Source organism: Streptomyces sp. NBC_01460, assembly GCF_036227405.1.
Classification (GTDB): Bacteria; Actinomycetota; Actinomycetes; order Streptomycetales; family Streptomycetaceae; genus Streptomyces.
This window is the reverse complement of the sequence record NZ_CP109473.1, coordinates 7162991-7181908: the sequence shown is the minus strand read 5'-3', so window position 1 is coordinate 7181908 and position 18918 is coordinate 7162991. Positions and strand designations below refer to the sequence as shown.

The 18918-nt window shown below is 71.0% G+C and carries 10 protein-coding genes and 1 pseudogene; 7 read left to right on the top strand and 4 right to left on the bottom strand.

All coding sequences use genetic code 11. From position 1 onward, the window contains the following. Window positions 1–13: 13 nt before the first annotated feature. Window positions 14–2281 carry an alpha-xylosidase gene (gene yicI / locus OG488_RS32335; protein WP_329235547.1) on the bottom strand — a complete coding sequence of 756 codons (2268 nt, stop codon included), beginning with the start codon at window positions 2279–2281 and terminating at the stop codon, window positions 14–16. Next, a complete protein-coding gene (locus OG488_RS32330; RefSeq protein ID WP_329235544.1) occupies window positions 2278–5214 on the bottom strand; it encodes a glycoside hydrolase family 3 C-terminal domain-containing protein in 2937 nt (978 codons plus the stop codon). Before OG488_RS32330 ends, yicI begins: the two co-directional genes overlap by 4 nt. A 412-nt stretch (window positions 5215–5626) precedes the next feature. On the opposite strand from OG488_RS32330, the gene OG488_RS32325 reads away from it, so the two are divergent. Genes OG488_RS32325 through OG488_RS32295 form a run of 7 tightly spaced genes read left to right on the top strand, consistent with a single transcriptional unit; the run spans window position 5627 to window position 16499 of the window. Beyond that, window positions 5627–7300 carry an extracellular solute-binding protein gene (locus OG488_RS32325; protein WP_329235541.1) on the top strand — a complete coding sequence of 558 codons (1674 nt, stop codon included), beginning with the start codon at window positions 5627–5629 and terminating at the stop codon, window positions 7298–7300. A 1-nt stretch (window position 7301) separates the two neighbouring features. Continuing rightward, window positions 7302–8318 (top strand): ABC transporter permease, encoded by a 1017-nt coding sequence (locus tag OG488_RS32320; RefSeq protein WP_329235538.1) that lies wholly within the window; start codon window positions 7302–7304, stop codon window positions 8316–8318. Beyond that, window positions 8315–9259: a carbohydrate ABC transporter permease gene (locus OG488_RS32315; protein ID WP_329235536.1), complete on the top strand. Its 945-nt coding sequence runs from the start codon at window positions 8315–8317 to the stop codon at window positions 9257–9259. The genes OG488_RS32320 and OG488_RS32315 overlap by 4 nt, the downstream gene beginning before the upstream one ends. A gap of 53 nt (window positions 9260–9312) precedes the next feature. Beyond that, window positions 9313–11550 (top strand): sialidase family protein, encoded by a 2238-nt coding sequence (locus OG488_RS32310; RefSeq protein WP_329235533.1) that lies wholly within the window; start codon window positions 9313–9315, stop codon window positions 11548–11550. A 15-nt stretch (window positions 11551–11565) separates the two neighbouring features. Further along, window positions 11566–13542, top strand: a complete 1977-nt coding sequence (locus OG488_RS32305) for a beta-galactosidase (RefSeq protein WP_329235530.1) — start codon at window positions 11566–11568, stop codon at window positions 13540–13542. After that, complete coding sequence (locus OG488_RS32300; RefSeq protein WP_329235527.1) at window positions 13539–15758, top strand: glycosyl hydrolase family 95 catalytic domain-containing protein; 2220 nt, start codon at window positions 13539–13541, stop codon at window positions 15756–15758. The genes OG488_RS32305 and OG488_RS32300 overlap by 4 nt, the downstream gene beginning before the upstream one ends. Before the next feature lie 33 nt (window positions 15759–15791). Then, on the top strand, window positions 15792–16499 hold the full coding sequence (locus OG488_RS32295) for a GH12 family glycosyl hydrolase domain-containing protein (protein ID WP_329235524.1): 708 nt from the start codon (window positions 15792–15794) through the stop codon (window positions 16497–16499). A gap of 112 nt (window positions 16500–16611) precedes the next feature. Here OG488_RS32295 and OG488_RS32290 read toward each other — a convergent pair whose 3' ends face one another. Both OG488_RS32290 and OG488_RS32285 read right to left on the bottom strand, forming a co-directional pair. After that, window positions 16612–17619 carry a LacI family DNA-binding transcriptional regulator gene (locus tag OG488_RS32290; RefSeq protein ID WP_329235522.1) on the bottom strand — a complete coding sequence of 336 codons (1008 nt, stop codon included), beginning with the start codon at window positions 17617–17619 and terminating at the stop codon, window positions 16612–16614. Between the two features lie 225 nt (window positions 17620–17844). Further along, window positions 17845–18813 (bottom strand): annotated as a pseudogene (locus tag OG488_RS32285) (pectinesterase family protein); the annotation flags it as partial. Window positions 18814–18918: the final 105 nt, after the last annotated feature.

Below are 18918 nucleotides of genomic sequence, written 5' to 3'. Positions count from 1 at the left end.
CACCCGGCCCTGGTCAGGCGACGGTGACCACTCCCGCCCCCTCACCCGCCGAACCGGTCTCCTCGACCGTCACCCGGTACGGCCGGTCCGTGCCCTCCGCCGTGACGTGCACGCCGTCCGCGTCCCGTACGACACGGAACACGGCAGCCGGGCTCCCCGTCAGATCCGGCACGCTGACGGTCCGCTCCCCGGTGCCCGGCCCGAACACCCGCAGGGTGAGCCCGTCGAGCCAGTCAGCGTCCGGGCGCTGGTCGTCGGCGCCCCACGGGAGTGCGGCGCCGTCCCTCACCAGGAGGGGCAGGCTGTCGAAGCCGTGCGTCTCGTGCCGCCAGGCGGGGCCGGTGACGCGCTCGCCGGTGAGCAGGGAGGTCCAGGTGCCCTCGGGCACGTAGTACTCGACCTCGCCGCCCTCCGTGAAGACCGGGGCGACCAGCAGGTCCGGGCCGAGCATGTACTGACGGTCCAGGGTGCGGGAGGCGGGGTCGCCGGGGAACTCCGCCAGCATCGGCCGCATCATCGGGACACCCGTGCGGTGCGCCTCGGCGGCCACCCCGTAGAGGTAGGGCATGAGCCGGTGCTTGAGCAGGGTGAACTTCCGTGCCACGTCGACCGCTTCCTCGCCGAACTCCCACGGGACGCGGTAGGAGACGTTGCCGTGGAGACGGCTGTGCGAGGAGAGCAGCCCGAAGGCGAGCCAGCGCTTGAAGACCGCCGGGTCGGGGGTGCCCTCGAAGCCGCCGATGTCGTGGCTCCAGAAGCCGAAGCCGGACAGGCTCAGGGACAGCCCCCCGCGCAACGACTCGGCCATCGCGGTGAACGAGGCGAAGCAGTCACCGCCCCAGTGCACCGGGAACTGCTGGCCGCCGGCCGTCGCCGACCGGGCGAAGAGCACCGCCTCCCCGGTGCCGCGCTCCTTCTCCAGGAGCTCGAAGACGGTGCGGTTGTAGATCTGCGCGTAGTAGTTGTGCATGCGCTCCGGGTCGGAACCGTCGTGCCAGACGACATCTGTGGGGATGCGCTCGCCGAAGTCGGTCTTGAAGCAGTCGACCCCCTGGTCGAGCAGGACGCGCAGCTTGTCGTCGTACCAGGCACGGGCGGCCGGGTTGGTGAAGTCGACCAGCGCCATCCCCGGCTGCCACAGGTCCCACTGCCAGACGTCCCCGTCGGGCCGGCGCACCAGGTAGCCGTGTTCGGCGCCCTCCGCGAACAGGGACGACTTCTGGGCGATGTAGGGGTTGATCCACATGCTGATGCGGAGGCCGCGCTCCTTGAGGCGGGCCAGCATGCCCTCCGGATCGGGGAAGACCTCGGGGTCCCAGAGGAAGTCCGACCACTGGTACTCGCGCATCCAGAAGCAGTCGAAGTGGAAGACGCTCAGCGGGATGCCCCGCTCGGCCATGCCGTCGACGAAGGAGGTGACGGTCTCCTCGTCGTAGGAGGTGCAGAACGAGGTGGTCAGCCAGAGTCCGAACGACCAGGCCGGCGGCAGCGCGGGGCGGCCGGTGAGGGCCGTGTAGCGGGACAGTACGTCCTTCGGGGTCGGGCCGGCGACGACGTAGTACTCGAGCGACTGGTCCTCGACGCTGAACTGCACCTGGCCGACGGACTCCGAGCCGACCTCGAAGGACACCTTGCCGGGGTGGTTGACGAAGACGCCGTAGCCACGCGAGGAGAGGTAGAACGGGATGTTCTTGTAGGCCAGCTCGCTGCTCGTACCGCCGTCGGCCTGCCAGATGTCGACGGTCTGGCCGTTCTTCACGTACGGGGTGAAGCGCTCGCCGAGACCGTAGATGTTCTCGCCGACCTCCAGGGCGAGTTGGCCGATCATGTGGTGGGCTCCGTCGGGTGTGGTCGCGAAGGCCGTCCCCTTCGGATCCACCCCGGTGAGCCGTCGGCCGTCGCCGTCGAGGAAGGTGATCCCCCAGGGCCCGTCGCCGTCCATGCGCAACGTCAGAGGGCCGCTGGTGAGTTCGGTGACCGCGCCGTCCCGGTGGGTGCGGGCGGCGGAGGCCGTGGCGTCGCCCGGGAGGATCGTGAAGTCCGGTCCCCGTCGGGCCCTGCCCGCGTGATGGGTGGTGCGGACGCCGATGACGCCCTCGGCCGGGGAGAAGCACTCGACCGTGATCAGCGGGGTGTTGAGGGTGTCGCCGCGTGCCGCGACGCGTTTGACCGCCGCGTACGCGGTGAACCGGTCGGCTTCGACACGCAGGTCACGGATCTCGGTCGCGTAGGAGGCGCGGACACCTTCACGCATGAGCCAGAAGCCGTCGGTGAACTTCATTCGGACTCCTTGCCGGTGACGACGTCGATGCGGGCGAGGCGCACGGATCCCTTGAGCCCGACCCGCAGGTCCTGCACACCGCTGAGGCCGAGCGCCGCATCGAGGACGCGGTAGTCGTGACGACCGCCGGTGCCGGGGAACGTGATCCCCGTGCTGTGCCCGCCCGCGCTCACGGTGATGCTTCCCTCGCCCGAGACCAGGAACCTCAGTCCGTCCACACCCGCGCCGAAGTCGCACGCCCTGTAGACGAGCTGCGCCTCGCTGTCGGCGGAGGCGGGCGTGACGGCGTCGCCCTCCGTCCTGGTGCGGTCGACGATCTCGGTGCCCCGCTGACGGTCGAAGTCGGCGGCCTCCAGACCTCGGGTCACCAGCCGGCGCGGGCCCTGCGCCTCCCCGTCGACCAGCACCGTGGCGGTGAGCCGGATGTCGGCGCTCGACGCGCCCGCGAGTACCTCGTACGCCCCCGGCTCGACGGTCCATCGGCCGTGCGCCACACTCCAGTGGCCCAACTCCTCTACGGATACGTCGAATTCGACGCGCTCCACCGCTCCGGCCGAGAGGTGCACCCGGCGGTGGCCGACCAGCTTGCGCAACGGCAGGTCCAGGGGCTCGCCCAGGCCGCCCAGCCGGCGCCCCAGGCCCTCGGGAGGGGGCCCGGTCTCGCCGGGCCTGGCCGCACGGACGTAGAGCTGCGGCACTTCGTCACCGGCGGTCCCGCCCTCGTTGGTCACGGTCCAGGACACCCGGAGCCGCTCCCCGTCCACCTCCGCCCGCAGCGCGGTGTGGGTGAAGTCGGCGTAGGCCAGGCCGTGTCCGAAGGGGTAGAGCGGAGTGCCGTCGAAGTAGAGGTAGGTCTGCCGGGAGCCGATGATGTCGTAGTCGAAGAGGCCGGGAAGGTCGTCGTCGCCCGCGTACCAGGTCTGCGGGAGCCGGCCGGCCGGGGAGACGTCGCCGGCGAGCACCCGTGCGAGCGCGGTGCCCGCCGCCTGGCCGCCGTGGGCCGTCCAGAGCAGGGCCGGCAGCGTCTCCGCCGCGTCGACGACGGCGTACGGGTAGGCCGATGCCAGGACCAGGACGGTACGCGGGTTGGCGGCGTGCGCGGCGCGCCACAGCCGGTCCTGCTGGGCGGGGAGGGCGAGGGTCGTGCGGTCCTCGGTCTCTCGGCCGTTGATGTGGGGGTCGTTCCCGGCGACGACGATCACCGTGTCGGCTGCCGCGGCGGCCCTGGCCACGGCGTCCGCGCCGTGCTCGACGGTCTCCACCTCGAAGACGGTCGCGCCGTCGCCGGGAATCTTCTCGCCGGACTCGGCAACCTTCGCGCCGTCGGTGGCGACAGACACGTATCCACCCGTCCCGATGTGCAGAAGGCGGTGCCCACCGTCGTGTCCCTCCACCGCTTCCAGGCGGAACGTCTCCTGGACGACCCAGCCGCCCGGCTCGTCGGCCGACGCCCTGACGTATCCGTCGTCGGCGACCGAGAGGTACAGCCCCTCGTCGGTCCGCAGGGTGAGGACTCCGTCGCCCCAGTCGACGAGGGCCAGCTCGGTGGCCTCCTCGCCGCAGGTCAGCGGAGGCAGGTCGGTGCGGCCGGCCAGGAGTGCCGGGTCGAGGGCGCCCTCGGCGCCACGGGTCTCGCCGCCCGCCGGACCCTCGGCCTCGGGCACCCGGAGCCAGCCGTCGGAGCTCTTCAGCCGGACCCGGTCCACACCTTCCGCGTACAGGACGTTGTCGGCTCCGTAGCGCTCGCGGATCCCGTCGAGCGGCGTCGAGCGGTGCATGAGCGTGCCGCTGTACCAGTCGAGCTTGCAGGCGTCGCCGAGGAGTCCGACCACGGCGACGGTGCGGTCGCGCTTCGGCTCCAGCGGCAGCAGGCCGTCGTTCCTCAGCAGGACGACGGCCTGTTCCGCGGCTTCCAGGGCCAGTGCCCGGTGCTCCTCGGTGTCCAGGGCGTCCACGCCCGCGTACGGGTCGAGTTCCGGGTCGAACTCGCCGAGCGCGAAGCGCATGGAGAGCAGCCGGTGGACCGCCGTGTCGATGTCGCCCTCGTCGATGAGGCCCTTCGCGAGCGCGTCGCGGATGCGGCCGGTCATGACGGTGGAGTCCGTGCCGTGGTCGGTGAAGCTGTCGACACCCGCCTTCAGCGAGGCGGCGGTGGCCTCCTCGTGGGTGTCGAAGTAGTGCTCGGAGTCGACCAGGTTGGAGGGCGCGCCCGCGTCCGAGCAGACGACGAGGGGCTGGTCGGTCCAGCTCCGCAGGTGCTGCTCCAGGAGCGGGGAGACGTGGTTGGGACGGCCGTTGACGAGGTTGTAGGCGGGCATCACTCCGGCCACCGCTCCGGCGCGCACCGCGTCGCGGAAGGCCCGCAGGTCGTACTCGTGGAGGACGCGCGGCCGGACCGAGGAGGACGCGGTGTCCCGGTCGGTCTCGTTGTTGTGCGCGAGCCAGTGCTTGAGCACGGGGGCGGTGCGCCAGTAGTGCGGGTCGTCCCCGCGCAGTCCCCGGGTGTACGCGACGGCGATGGCGGAGGTCAGCGCCGGGTCCTCGGAGTACCCCTCCTCGCCGCGGCCCCACAGGGGGTGGCGCAGCAGGTTGACCGTCGGGGCCCAGACGTTGAGCCCGACGCGGTCGTCCTGGGCGCGCTTGGTCCGCACCTCGTCGCCGACGGCCTCGCCGACCCTGCGGACGAGATCGTCGTTCCAGGTGGCGCCGAGCCCGACGGCCTGCGGGAAGACGGTGGCGGGCCCCATCCAGGCGACCCCGTGGAGGGCTTCCTGCCCGGTACGGAACGGACCGACGCCCAGCCGCTCCACCGCGGGGGCGAACTGGTGCAGCATCGCGATCCGCTCGTCGAGCGTGAGCCGCCCGAGCAGATCGTCGGCGCGCAGGGAGAAGGACAGCTGCGGGTCGCGGAAGGGAAGCGGATGGTCCGTCACGTGCGGGTCCCCTTGGAGAGGTGGGAGGTTTTCCGGGTCTGCGGGTGTCGAAGAGGTCTTCGATGCGCGGAGAAGATCTTTCGAAGCGCTTCGATGCTCTGCGGCCCACCCCGCGCGTGTCAAGGGTGCTACCGCCCCAAAGAGGCTCTTACGGACGTATCAAAGCCGTGTCGCACCAGGAAACGGTTCGGAAACAGGTCGGAGGAATATCGAAACGAACTCTTGTGTGACCGGAACCCTTCACTTAATCTCGCTGCAACATCGAAGCGCTTCGACGAGGCAGCCCGTTGACCGCTTCAGCTCAGCCGGCGCAGTGCCGCCGGCTCGGCCGGTAACGCCCCTACCTCAGACACAGGGCCGAGCGGCAGTCGCCGCCGCGGGCCGTCCTGTTGCACCACGAAGGGTTGACGCAATGACGCCGAACTCCCCCTCCGCCCCCAGCCGGAGACGATTCCTCGCCTCCTCCGTGGTCGTCGCGGCAGCCGTGGGCGGCGGGATGCCGCTCCTCGCCGCCTGCGGCGGTGGTTCCGGTGGTTCGAAGAACGAGGGCACGACCACGGGCAAGAAGCTGCAGGACATCCTCCCGACCTTCGTGCCGTCCAAGGCGGTCACCGGGGACATCCCCGCGAAGAACGGCTCCGCCGTCGGTTTCACCACCGCGCTCCCGGCCGCCCAACTGGCCGTGTCGGTACCGAAGAAGCTGGGCAAGGGCAGTGAGCTGAGCATCATGGCGCCGCTGTGGGGCACCTCGCCCGGTGAGGGGAACCCGTACTGGACGGCGATGGACGAAGCGGTCGGCGTCAAGGTCAAGTGGCAGAACCAGGACGGCAACGTCTACGGCCAGAAACTCGGCGCGGTGCTCGCCTCCAGCAGCATCCCTGACGCCGTCGTCGTCCCCGGCTGGGAACTGGGCGGCAAGATACCGAGCGCCATCGCCAACAAGTTCGCCGACCTGGGCCCCTACCTCTCGGGCGACAAGGTCAAGGACTACCCGAACCTCGCGGCCATCCCCACGGGCGCCTGGCAGCGCGGCGTCTTCGCAGAGAAGCTGCGCGGCCTGCCCATGCCCGCCGAGTCGACGCCCAACATCACCCCCTTCTACCGCGCGGACATCTTCGAGGAGAAGGGTTACGAGGTCCCGACCACCACGCAGGAGTTCTACGACCTCTGCAAGGAGATCAACGCCCCGAAGAGCAAGGTGTGGGCGTGCAGCGACATGACGTGGTCGGCGTTCGTCTTCTTCGGGGTGCTGCCGGAGAAGCCGTACTACTGGAAGCTCGTCGACGGCAAGCTGGTCAACCGCTACGAGACCCCGGAGTACCTCGAGGCGCTGGAGTGGTCGCGTTCGCTGTACTCGGCGGGCTTCGTCCACCCGGATGCCAAGGCCGAGACGGGTGACATGCGCACCACGTTCTCCTCCGGCAACGCCCTCATGTACAACGCGGACATCTCCGACTGGTACGCCGCGACAGCGATCCAGCGGCTGGACAAGCCGGAGTTCCGGATGGGCGCGATGGACTTCTTCGCCCACGACGGCGGCGCGCCGGTGATCTACGAGGCCGCGCCCTCCAACATCTGGTGCTTCGTCAACAAGAACGCGGACAAGAAGACGATCGAGGACATCCTCGCCCTCGCCAACTACACGGCGGCCCCTTACGGCACCAAGGAGCAGCGTCTGAAGGCGTACGGGATCGAGGGCACCCACCACACGCTCAAGGACGGCGTCCTCGTCAAGACGGAGCAGGGCAACAACCAGGTCTTCGCCACCTACGAGTACGTGGCGTCCCCCGCCCCCTTCCGCGCCTACCCCGACCACCCGGACGTGGTGAAGGGCGTGATCGAGTGGCAGCAGCGCCAGGGCGCGCACCTGAAGAAGCCGCTCTTCCACGGCATGCAGATCCAGGAGCCCACCCGCTTCACCGAACTCAACGCGCAGTTCGAGGACCTGGAGAAGGACATCGTGCGCGGGCGCAAGAAGGTCGGCGACATGCAGCAGCAGGTCTCCGACTGGAAGACCAGGGGCGGCGACAAGCTTCGCGACTGGTACAAGAAGCTGCTCGACGAGACCGGTGAGTCGGCCTCCTGACATGTCACTGAGCACAGACGACCGGCGCGCGCAGGAGTCACGGACGCCGCCGGTCACGACACGGGCGGGCGGCGCACGGCCGGTGACCGCGCGCATGCCGCTGCGGCACCGGCTGCGCCGGGACCGCACACTCCTGCTGATGACCCTGCCGGCGATGCTGCTGCTGCTGGTCTTCGCTTACATCCCGCTGGCCGGCAACATCGTCGCCTTCCAGGACTACGACCCGTACGTCGCGGACAACGCCTTCGAGGCGATCGCGCAGAGCCCCTGGGTCGGGTTCGAGTGGTTCCAGCAGATGGTGAACGACCGGCTGTTCTGGTCGGCGCTGTGGAACACGCTGACGATCTTCCTCCTTCAGCTGACGCTGTTCTTCCCGGTGCCGATCCTGCTCGCGCTGTTCATCAACAGCTTCGTGCGGCCCCGGGTGCGGGCGGTGGCGCAGGCGATCCTCTACCTGCCCCACTTCTTCTCCTGGGTCCTGGTCGTCACGGTGTTCCAGCAGATGTTCGGCGGGGCCGGGCTCATCGCCCAGACGCTGCGGGAGAACGGCCACGAGGGCTTCGACCTCATGACCGACCCCGGTCTGTTCAAGTTCCTGATCACCTTCGAGATGATCTGGAAGGACGCCGGCTGGGGCGTCATCGTCTTCCTCGCCGCCCTGGCGGCGGTCAGCCCGGACCTCTACGAGGCGAGCGCCATGGACGGCGCGAACCGCTGGCGGCGCATGTGGCACATCACGCTGCCCGCCCTGCGCCCCGTCGTGGCCCTGTTGCTGGTGCTCCAGGTGGGCAGCGCCCTGACCGTCGGCTTCGAGCAGATCCTGCTCCAGCGCACGGCGGTCGGTCCGGGTGCCTCCGAGGTGCTCGACACGTACGTCTGGAACGTCGGTATCACCAACGGCGGGTTCAGCTACGCGGCGGCCGTCGGGATCGTCAAGGGAATCTTCGGTCTGCTGCTGGTCCTCGGGGCCAACAAGGTCGCCCATCTCATGGGTGAGCAGGGGGTGTACAAGAAATGACCAGCCTGCTCTCCGGCCTGACCGGCCTGGGCGGTGTGAAGCCGGGAACCCGCGGACGTCTGCGTCCGGTGTGGGAGGAGGAGCCGTCGAGGACGGGTCTCGCCTCCAAGGGCGTGTTCCTGGTCGCGATCTGCCTCGCCGTACTGTTCCCCCTGTGGGTCGTGGTCGTCACCAGTCTGTCCTCGGTGAAGACCATCACCGAGACCGGCGGGCTGGTGGTGATCCCCCGGGGCATCACGTTCGTCGCCTACCAGGAGCTGCTCGGCGGCGGCCAGGTCACCCGGGCCACCGTGATCAGCCTCTGCGTGACCCTCGTCGGGACGCTGTTCAGCATGACCGTGTCGGTCCTGTGCGCCTACGGCCTGTCCCGTACGGGTTCGGTGCTGCACAGGCCGCTGCTGGTGTTCATGCTCGCCACGATGTTCTTCGGCGCCGGGCTCATCCCCACCTATCTGGTGGTCCAGGGCCTCGGTCTCACCGACTCCTATCTGGCGCTGATCCTCCCGAGCGCGCTGAACGTCTTCAACATCCTGGTCCTGCGTGCCTTCTTCATGAGTACGGCCCAGGAGCTCATCGAGAGCGCCCGGATCGACGGGGCCGGGGACTTCCGCATCCTCTGGCAGATCGTCATGCCGCTGTCCCGCGCGGTCATCGCCGTGATCACGCTGTTCTACGCGGTCGGCTACTGGAGCGCCTGGTTCAACGCCTCCATCTACATCAGTGACCCGGAGATGCTGCCGCTCCAGAACGTGATGAACCAGCTCGTGCTCAAGCAGGAGCGGCCCACCGGCCTCGCCCAGGTCATCAACACGGGCCACCTGTCGCCGCTGGCCATCCAGATGGCGGTCATGGTGCTCGCGCTGATCCCGGTCGCGTTCCTCTCGCCCTTCGTCCAGAAGCACTTCAAGGAAGGCATGCTCACCGGCGCCGTCAAGGGCTGAGCCCGTCCCCGTCCCGCAGTCACCCGTCACTCCCCCACCGGAGGGTCTTCGTCATGCGTGCTTCGTCCGTCCCGCAGCCAGAACCCGCCCCGCACCCCCGCCGCCGGACCGTCCTGGCCGGTGCGGCGGTGGTCGCGGCCTCGGCCTCCGTGCTGCCGGCGGCGGGGCCGGCCGCAGCCGTCCGGCGGCCCGCGACGACCCAGCCGCACCGCTGGCGCACCGCGGCGATCGGCGGGACGGGGTTCGTGACGGGCATCCTGTTCCACCCGGCCGTGCGCTCTCTCGCCTACGCCCGCACGGACATCGGCGGCGCCTACCGGTGGGACGGCCGGAGATCCCGCTGGACGCCGCTCACCGACCACCTCGGCTGGGACGACTGGAATCTGCTGGGCGTCGAGGCGATGGCCGTCGACCCGGCGCACCCGGACCGGCTCTACCTGGCCCTCGGGACGTACGCGCAGGCCTGGGCGTCCCCCGGCGCGGTGCTCAGGTCCGAGGACCGGGGCGCGACCTGGACGCGTACGGATCTCACGGTCCGCCTGGGGGCCAACGAGGACGGCCGGGGCTGCGGCGAGCGGCTCCTGGTCGATCCGCGGGACAGCGAGACGCTGTGGCTCGGCACCCGCCACGACGGGCTGCTGCGCTCCGCGGACCGCGGTGCCACCTGGGCGGCCGACGCCTCCTTCCCGGCCACCGCTTCGGCGACCGGCCAGGGCGTCACCGTACTGGTGGCGGCCGGCCGGACGGTGTACGCGGGCTGGGGCGACGGCTCCACGGCCCTCTACCGTACGAACTCCGCCGGAGGCTGGGAGGCGGTCCCCGGGCAGCCGTCGGCCGGGGCGGCGACGCGGGTGCCGGTCCGCGCGGCGTACGACGCGGGCAGCCGCGCGCTGTACGTGACCTACGCGGACGGGCCGGGCCCCAACAACCAGGCCGACGGCTCCGTGCACCGTCTCGACACGGTGAAGGGGACCTGGACGGACGTCACCCCGGTGGCACCGGGCGACGGCGACGCGTTCGGATACGGCGGGGTGGCCGTCGACGCGGCCCGTCCCGGCACGGTCGTGGTCTCCACGAACAACCGGTGGGGCGCGGTGGACACCCTGTTCCGCTCCACCGACGGCGGGTCCACCTGGACCTCGCTGAAGGACACGGCGGTGCTGGACGTGTCGGAGACCCCGTATCTGAAGTGGGGCGGGGAGCCCAAGTTCGGCTGGTGGATCCAGGCCGTGGCCGTCGACCCGTACGACTCGCGGCACCTCCTGTACGGGACCGGCGCCACGATCTTCGGCACGCGCGACCTGGTGCACTGGGCCCCGGAGATCCGGGGACTGGAGGAGTCGGCGGTCCGCCAGCTGATCGCGCCGCCCTCGGGGGCCCGGCTGCTGAGCGGCCTGGGGGACATCGGGGTCATGTACCACGACTCCCTGACCGCCTCCCCGTCGCGCGGCATGGCGTCGAACCCCGTGTTCGGCACGGCGACGGGGCTCGCCCTGGCCACCCTGAAGCCGTCGTACGTCGTGCGGACCGGCTGGCCGTCGGGCTCGGACTCGGCGGGCGCGTACTCCCGCGACGGCGGGGCGAGCTGGCGGCCTTTCGCCTCGCAGCCGGCGATCGCCCCTTCGGCGCCGGGCCCGGTGGCGGTCTCCGCCGACGGGGCGACCCTGCTGTGGTCGTTCGTCCACTGGGACGGCACGAAGTACGCCGCCCACCGCTCCACGGACGGCGGCGCGACATGGGCCGAGGTGACCACCTTCCCCAAGGGCGGCACACCGGTCGCCGACCCGCTCGATCCGAAGCGCTTCTACGTGTACGACACGGACACCGGCTCGGTGTTCCTGTCCACGGACAAGGGCGCGACCTTCACCGCGGGCGCGACGGGACTCCCCTCGGGCGACGTCCAGTTCCGCGTCGCGGCGGCCCCGGGGCGCTCCGGCGACCTGTGGCTGTCCGCCAAGGACAACGGGCTGCTGCGCTCCACCGACGGCGGTCGCACCTTCGCTCCGGTGGCCGGCTGTCAGGCCTCGCACGCCCTCGGTTTCGGGAAGGCCGCCCCGGCGAAGGGGCGGGCGGGGTACCCGGCGGTGTTCCAGACGGGCCGCGTCTCCTCGACGCACGACGGTGTCGCCGTCCTCCGCTCGGACGACGCGGGCGCGACCTGGGTCCGCATCAACGACGACGCCCACCGGTGGGGGTGGACCGGCGAGGTCATCACCGGTGACCCCCGCGTCCACGGCCGTGTCTACCTGGGCACCAACGGCCGCGGCATCCAGTACGCAGACCCCCAGTAGAGGAACGAGACGTCCATGCCGTCCCTGCACGACGCCACCCGTGGCCGCATCCTCTTCGGAGGCGACTACAACCCCGAGCAGTGGCCCGAGGAGGTGTGGGCCGACGACGTCCGGCTGATGAAGGAGGCCGGGGTCAACTCCGTCACGGTCGGCGTCTTCTCCTGGGCGATGATCGAACCACGGCCCGGAGCAAGGGAGTTCGGCTGGCTCGACCGGCTGCTGGACCTCGTCCACGCCCACGGCATCGGGGTCGTCCTCGCCACCCCGACGTCGTCGCCCCCGCCGTGGATGGGCGCCCTGCACCCGGAGACCCTGCCGCGCGCCGAGGACGGCTCGCTCGTCAACTACGGATCCCGGCAGCACTTCTGCCCGAGCTCGCCGGTCTACCGGCGCTACGCCGCGGCCCTCACCGAGGACCTCGCGGCGCGGTACGCGGACCATCCGGCGCTCACCGTGTGGCACATCAACAACGAGTACTGCACGCACTGCTGGTGCGACGGGACCGCCGCCCACTTCCGCCGCTGGCTGGCCTCCCGGTACACCACCCTGGAGGCGCTCGACGGGGCGTGGGGGACGGCCTTCTGGAGCCAGCGCTACGGCACCTGGGCCGAGGTCCTGCCACCCAGGAGCGCGCAGTACATGCGCAATCCGGCGCAGGAGCTGGACTTCAAGCGGTTCACCTCCGACGCCCTGATGGAGTGCTACACCGCCGAGCGGGACATCGTCGCCCGGCACACCCCGCACATCCCGGTGACGACCAACTTCATGCCGCTGTGGTCGGGCCAGGACGCCTGGGCGTGGTCGGAGCAGGAGGACATCGTCTCCGTCGACGTCTATCCGGACCCGAGCGACCCGCTGGCCGGGCAGTACAACGCGATGCTCGCCGACATGACCCGCTCGCAGGCCGGCGGGCCGTGGATGGTGATGGAGCAGGCCGCCGGCACGGTCAACTGGCGGCCCGTCAACCATCCCAAGCCGGCCGGGCTCAACCGGCTCTGGTCGCTCCAGTCCGTGGCCAGGGGCGCGGACGCCCTCTGCTACTTCCAGTGGCGGCAGTCCCGGCAGGGAGCGGAGAAGTTCCACTCCGCGATGCTCGGCCACGCCGGCGAGCACGGCAGGACCTTCCAGGAGGTCAAGCGCATCGGTGCCGAACTCGCCCTGCTCGGGCCGGAGGTGAGCGACACCACCGTCTCCGCCGAGGTCGCCGTCCTGCACGACTGGGACGCCTGGTGGTCGAGCACCCAGGGAGGCCGTCCGTCCTCCCTCGTCTCGTACCCGGAGCTGGTCCAGGCCTGGCACCGCGGGCTGTGGGAGAGCGGCATCAGCACCGAGTTCGCCCGGCCCGGAGCGGACCTGAGCGCGTACCGCATGGTCCTCGTGCCTCAGCTCCAGCTCCTCGCCGACGCGGCGGTCGACAACCTCGTCGCCTACGTACGGGGCGGCGGCACCCTCGTCTGCGGGTTCTTCACCGGCGTCACGGACGTGGACGACCGGATCAGGCCGGGTGGGATGGACGGCCGGCTGCGCGAGCTCTTCGGTATCCGCACGGTGCACGAGTGGTGGCCGCTGGACGCCGGCGCGACGGTGGAGTGCGACGGCTTCCGCGGCACCCTCTGGTCGGAGGAGCTCGAGCCCGACGGCAGCGCGGAGACGGTGTCCTCCTACCGCGGCGGCGAGCTGGACGGGCTCCCGGCGGTGCTCCGCAAGGGAACGGCCTGGTACGTCTCGACCCTGCCGGAGCCCGGGTCGCTGCGCGCCCTGCTCGGCCGGGCCGCGGACGGGGCGGGTGTGCGCCCCGTGCTGGAGGAGCTGCCCGCGGGGGTCGAGGCCGTACGGCGCGGAGAGCTGCTCTTCCTGCTGAACCACGGCCGGTCACCGGCCTCGGTGAAGCTGCCGGGCCGCCGGCTCGACGTCCTCACCGGCGACGCGACCGACGGCGTCGTGGAGCTGGGCCGCTACGGCGTGGCCGTGCTCAGAGACGCCTCCGCATGATCGACGGCACGTGGGAGCCCTGCCCCGCCACCCGCTGGGAGGACGCGTTCCTCAGCGGCAACGGCCGTCACGGGGCGATGGTGTTCGGCGACCCGGCGGACGACCGGGTCGTCGTCAACCACCACACCCTGGTGCGGCCGAACGGCAGCGAGGACCTCCGGCCGCCGGAGCTCGCCGACGGACTGGGCCGTCTCCAGGACGCGCTGCTGTCCGGGGACACGACGGCGGCGGAGACCTTCGGCGCGGGCAGCCCGCTGGTGTGGGTGCAGCCCTTCCACCCCGCGTTCCGTACGCGCGTGCGCCGCACCCGGGGGCTGCACGAGGCGGTCTCCGGATACCGGCGCGAGGCCGACTACACGACGGGCGAGGTGACCGCGGCGTACGAGGCGTGGCGCAGCGGCGTCTTCGTGTCGCGGGCCGACGACGTGGTCGTGCAGCACATCACCGATCCCGGGCTCACCGCCGACGTCCTCCTGGACCACGCCCTGCCGGGTGCGCCCGCGCGGCTGGCGGTCGGCCGCTCCACCGTGCTCACCCCTGGGGGCGCACGGCTGGCCCTGCGGGTGGGCTACCCGGGCAGCCCGCTCGGGTACACGGGTGTCACCGAGGCGCGGGTGGACGGCGGGCGGGTGTCCGTGGCGGGCGACGGCATCCGGATCGAGGGGGCGCGGAGCCTCACCCTGACGACCCGGGTCGTCCGCGCCGCCGGCCGCCCCGACCTCGGGACGCTGTGGGAAGCCCTGCCCCACGAGGACTACACGACGCTGCTGGACCGTCACCGGCCGCTGCACCGGGAGGCGTACGGGCGCGCCTCCCTCACGCTGCGGGACGCCGTGGCGGAGCGGGAGCTGTCCGGGAGCGAGCTGCTGCGCGACCCGAGGAGCCCCGCGCTGCTGGAGCGGCTCTTCGCGGCGGGCCGCTACCACCTGCTCTCCTCGTCGGGGATGCTGCCGCCCCGGCTGACCGGCCTGTGGACCGGGGACTGGGACACCGCCTGGTCCGGCGCCTTCACCACGAACGCCAATCTCAACCTCCAGATCGCCTCCGCCTCGGCGGCCGCCCTGCCGGAGGTCACGGACGCCCACGCGGCCCTGGTCCAGGGCCAGTTGTCCGACTGGCGGGACAACGCCACGGCGCTCTTCGGGGCCCGGGGCATCGTCGCGCCGTCCCACACCGACGGCGAATCGGGCCACACCCGGCACTTCCAGCGCGCCTATCCGCTGCATCTGTGGACGGCGGGGGCCGACTGGCTGCTGCAGCCCCTCCTGGAGCACGCGGAGGCCACGACCGGCACCCCGGACCCCGTGCTGACCGCCGCGCTCGTCGAGACGGCGCTGTTCTACGAGGACTTCCTCGGCCGGGAGGACCCGGACGGGAATGTGGCGGTCGTCCCCTCGTACTCCCCGGAGAACCGGCCGGCCAACGCGAGCTGGGGCACGGTGAACGCCACGATGGACATCGCCGCCGCCCGCCACGCCCTGACGACGGCCGCCGACCACTCCCCCGGACACCCGTCCGCCGCCCTCTGGCGGTCGCTCGCGGCCAGGCTCCCGGCGTATCTGGTGAACGAGGACGGGGCGCTCGCCGAGTGGGCCTGGCCGGGCCTCATGGAGACGTACGACCACCGCCACCTCAGCCACCTCTACCCGGTGTGGCCGCTGGACGAGATCAACCCGTACGACACCCCGGAGCTGGCCGCCGCCGCGCACCGCGCGCTCGAGCTGCGCGGGTCGGAGAACGACTCGGCCCACGGGCATCTGCACCACGCGCTGATCGCCGCCCGGCTGCGGGACCCGTCGCGGGTGTCGGCGGCGCTGGACGCGGTGCTGGGCGGCGACTTCTTCCATGACTCGCTGATGAGCGCGCACTACCCGTCCCGCGACGTCTACAACGCCGACGCCGCCCACACCCTGCCGGCCGCGGTGATCGAGTCGCTCGTCCAGTCGACGCCGGACCGCCTGGTGCTGCTGCCCGCCGTACCGGCGGCCTACCCGGCGGGTGAACTCCGCGGCGTACGGACCCGGTTCGGTGCCCGCCTCGACCTGCGGTGGGCGGAGGACGGCGCCACCGCCGTGCTGCGTCCCACCCGCGACGCCCTCGTCGACCTGCGTACGGGCGACGGGCTCGCCCTCACCGAGACCTCCGCCGGAAACCCCCCGGCTCCGCTGGAGCTGACGGCCGGCGTGGACCGCGTCCTCACCCTGGGGCCGCGGTAGCAGTCCTCCATCCCCACATGGAAGGAACACCCCATGGCACGATCCACCCTGACCCGGCTGCTGCTGGCCCCGACGGCAGCCGTGGCCGCACTGATCGGATTCGCGGCGGCGCCCGCCCACGCCGCGGTATGGAGCTCTTCGGAGCAGTGGGGCAACTACACCACGTCCGACGGCTACATCCTCTACAACAACATCTGGGGCTCCGGGGCGGGCACCCAGAGCATCTGGGCCAACTCGTCGAGCAACTGGGGCGTGACGGCCGCCCACCCGAACACCGGCGGCATCAAGTCGTACCCGAACGCCAAGAAGATCGTCAACAAGCCGATCTCCTCCCTGTCGTCGCTGACCAGCGGCTACAACGTGACCGTCCCGTCATCCGGCGCGTACAACACGTCGTACGACATCTGGGACACGGACTACGACTACGAGGTCATGCTCTGGGTGAACTACAACGGAGCGGTCGGCCCCCTCGGCACGTCCCAGGGGAACGTCACCCTCGGCGGCCACACCTGGACCGTCTACAAGGGGAACAACGGGGCCAACGAGGTCTTCTCCTTCCTGCGGACCTCCGACTCCTCGTCCGGCACCGTGAACATCCTGCCGATCCTCAAGTGGATCAAGGACACCAAGGGCTGGTGGGGCAACGAGACCATCGGCGACGTCCAGTTCGGCTACGAGATCACCTCGTCGTCGGGCGGGCTGAACTTCACGACCAACGGGTTCAACGTCTCGTCGAGCTGATCCCGGTGTGAGGCGGGCCGGGAGGACGCTCCCGGCCCGCCTCCCCGTCGCCGTGTCGCGGTGGGGCTCCCGGAGCGCACCCCGCCCGCACGCGTGAGCGGGACCGCGTCGCTCAGGCCGGAGCGGGCCCCGAGCTCGCACGCACCGTCAGAACCGGTTCCAGCAGCTGCACTTCGTCCGTCGACCGGCCGGCGAGCTTCGCAACGACCTGTTCCACCGCGCGGCGGCCCATCTCCTGGGCCGGAATGGCCACGGAGGTGAGCCGCACCGAGGCCTGGGTGGCGACCTGTTCGGGACAGATCGCCACGACGGACACGTCCTCCGGGACCGCACGGCCCTGCTGCTGGAGCAGGTTGAGCAGCGGCTCGACGGCGGCCTCGTTCTGGACGACGAAGCCGGTCGTTCCCGGCCGTTCGTCGAAGATCCGGGCCAGGGTCCCCGCCATCGCGGCGTACCCGCCCTCGCAGGGCCGGTGCAGGATCCGCATCCCCGTCTCGTGCGCCTTGGCGCGTATGCCGTCGACGGTCCGCTCGGCGAAGCCGGTGTGCCGCTCGTAGACGGCGGCGGCCTCGCCGATGACCGCCACCTCGCGGTGTCCGAGGCCGGCGAGGTGATCCACGCAGAGCGCCCCGGTGGCCTCGAAGTCGAGGTCCACGCAGGTCACCCCGGAGGTGTCGGCGGGCAGACCGATGAGGACGGCGGTCCTGCCGGAGTCGCGGAGCAACGGGAGCCGTTCGTCGTGGAGTTCGACGTCCATGAGGATCATGGCGTCCGCCAGCGAGCTCCCCGCGATCCGGCGGACGGCCGCCGGGCCCTCCTCGCCGGTGAGCAGCAGGACGTCGTAGCCGTGCGTGCGGGCACTCGTGGCGACGGCGATCGCGATCTCCATCATCACCGGCACGTACATGTCCGTGCGCAGCGGCACCATCAGGGCGATGATGTTGGACCTGCTGCTGGCCAGGGCGCGCGCACCGGCGTTGGGGTGGTAGCCGAGTTGCTGGATACTGTGCTCCACCCGTTCCCGGGTCGAGGCCGAGATCGACCGCTTGCCGCTGAGGACGTAGCTCACCGTGCTCGCGGAGACTCCGGCGTGCTGGGCGACCTCGGCAAGCGTGACCATTCGGCTTCTCCCCTACAGATGGTGACCGCAAGGGAGAGCGGTGAAGCGCTTCGACAGCGCCCTGCTGTGCTCCCCATCGCACTCTGACATGCACAGACACCGAGGAGCCTAGACTCGCTCACAGGCAGTGTCCAGAGTGGAGTCGAAGCGCTTCGACCGACTGTTGCCGGCAGGGCCCCGCCTCGACCGGCACGCACAGGCAGGGGCCCTCCCGCTCACCGTGGCTCAGGACGCCGAAGGTGTCCAGCCTGCCAGCCAGTCGGCGGTCTCCTGGTTCGCGGCCTGGGAGTCGGTCAGCTGCGGACGGTTGCTGCTCGCGGCCCCCGACCCGGGGCCGGTGTTCTTGTACTCCGCGAAGCGGTCGTCCTTCCAGGAGAAGCCGCTCATGTCGGTCCAGGGCGCCGACTTGATCGCCGAGCTCAGCGTGGTGCCGCGGAACGTGGCCATCGGGTCGAGGGAGGCGTCACCGCCGGCGTGCCACGGCCGCCCGAGGTAGAAGGATGACGCCGAGACATCTCCGTTGACGGTCGATCCGGTGATCAGGAAGCCCTTGCGGTCGGCTGCGGTGCTGGGCGCGGCGATGTAGCCGGCGGAGCTGCCGTCCCACCGCTTCTTCAGTGTGATGACCGACTTGTCGATCACCGCGGTGGCGCGTCCGAAGATGAAGTCGACGTTGCCGACGACGTACGAGTTGGTCATGTGGACACGGCCGAGGGCCGCCTTGGAGGCGGTGTCGAGCAGCAGGGTGTCCTGGTCGCCGGTGACGATCACCGAGTCCAGGAAGACCTTGTCCGCGGCGGTGCGCAGGGCCACCGCCTGGAGGCCGCTCATGTGCTGGTTCGCGGCCTCGTCGAAGTCGTTGGAGATCGTGAGGTTGCGCGCCTGGAAGCCGTTGGCCTCGGCCGCGACCGTCGCGCTGCCGCTGGTCCCGTAGGTGCCCGATCCGTCGGGCTTCTGCGTGCCGGAGGCGTTGTTGTACACGATGACCGTGTCGTTGCGACTGGAGCCGCTGCCCTGGAGGGTGACGTTCTGCTTGGTGGACGGGATCTTCACCAGTTCGCGGTAGGTCCCCGGCTTGATGGAGACGACGACCCGTGCGGTGTTGCCCGCGGGAATGGCGTTGACCGCCGCCTGGACGGTGGCGTACTGCCCGCTGCCGTCCTTGGCGACGGTGAGGGTGGTCGCCGCTTCCGCCCCTGAGGCCGCCCCGGAGGTCCAGACGGTGGCGACGGCCAGGAGCGCCGCCGCCCCTGCGGTGGTGGCCCCGCGCGGTCCGGGAAGGAAGGCGGTGCGTCGTCG

Coding starts and splice junctions, on each gene's coding strand:
- yicI (WP_329235547.1), bottom strand. CDS start 2,281: ATGAAGTTCACCGACGGCTTCTGGCTCATGCGTGAAGGTGTCCGCGCC.
- OG488_RS32325 (WP_329235541.1), top strand. CDS start 5,627: ATGACGCCGAACTCCCCCTCCGCCCCCAGCCGGAGACGATTCCTCGCC.
- OG488_RS32320 (WP_329235538.1), top strand. CDS start 7,302: ATGTCACTGAGCACAGACGACCGGCGCGCGCAGGAGTCACGGACGCCG.
- OG488_RS32315 (WP_329235536.1), top strand. CDS start 8,315: ATGACCAGCCTGCTCTCCGGCCTGACCGGCCTGGGCGGTGTGAAGCCG.
- OG488_RS32310 (WP_329235533.1), top strand. CDS start 9,313: ATGCGTGCTTCGTCCGTCCCGCAGCCAGAACCCGCCCCGCACCCCCGC.
- OG488_RS32305 (WP_329235530.1), top strand. CDS start 11,566: ATGCCGTCCCTGCACGACGCCACCCGTGGCCGCATCCTCTTCGGAGGC.
- OG488_RS32300 (WP_329235527.1), top strand. CDS start 13,539: ATGATCGACGGCACGTGGGAGCCCTGCCCCGCCACCCGCTGGGAGGAC.
- OG488_RS32295 (WP_329235524.1), top strand. CDS start 15,792: ATGGCACGATCCACCCTGACCCGGCTGCTGCTGGCCCCGACGGCAGCC.
- OG488_RS32290 (WP_329235522.1), bottom strand. CDS start 17,619: ATGGTCACGCTTGCCGAGGTCGCCCAGCACGCCGGAGTCTCCGCGAGC.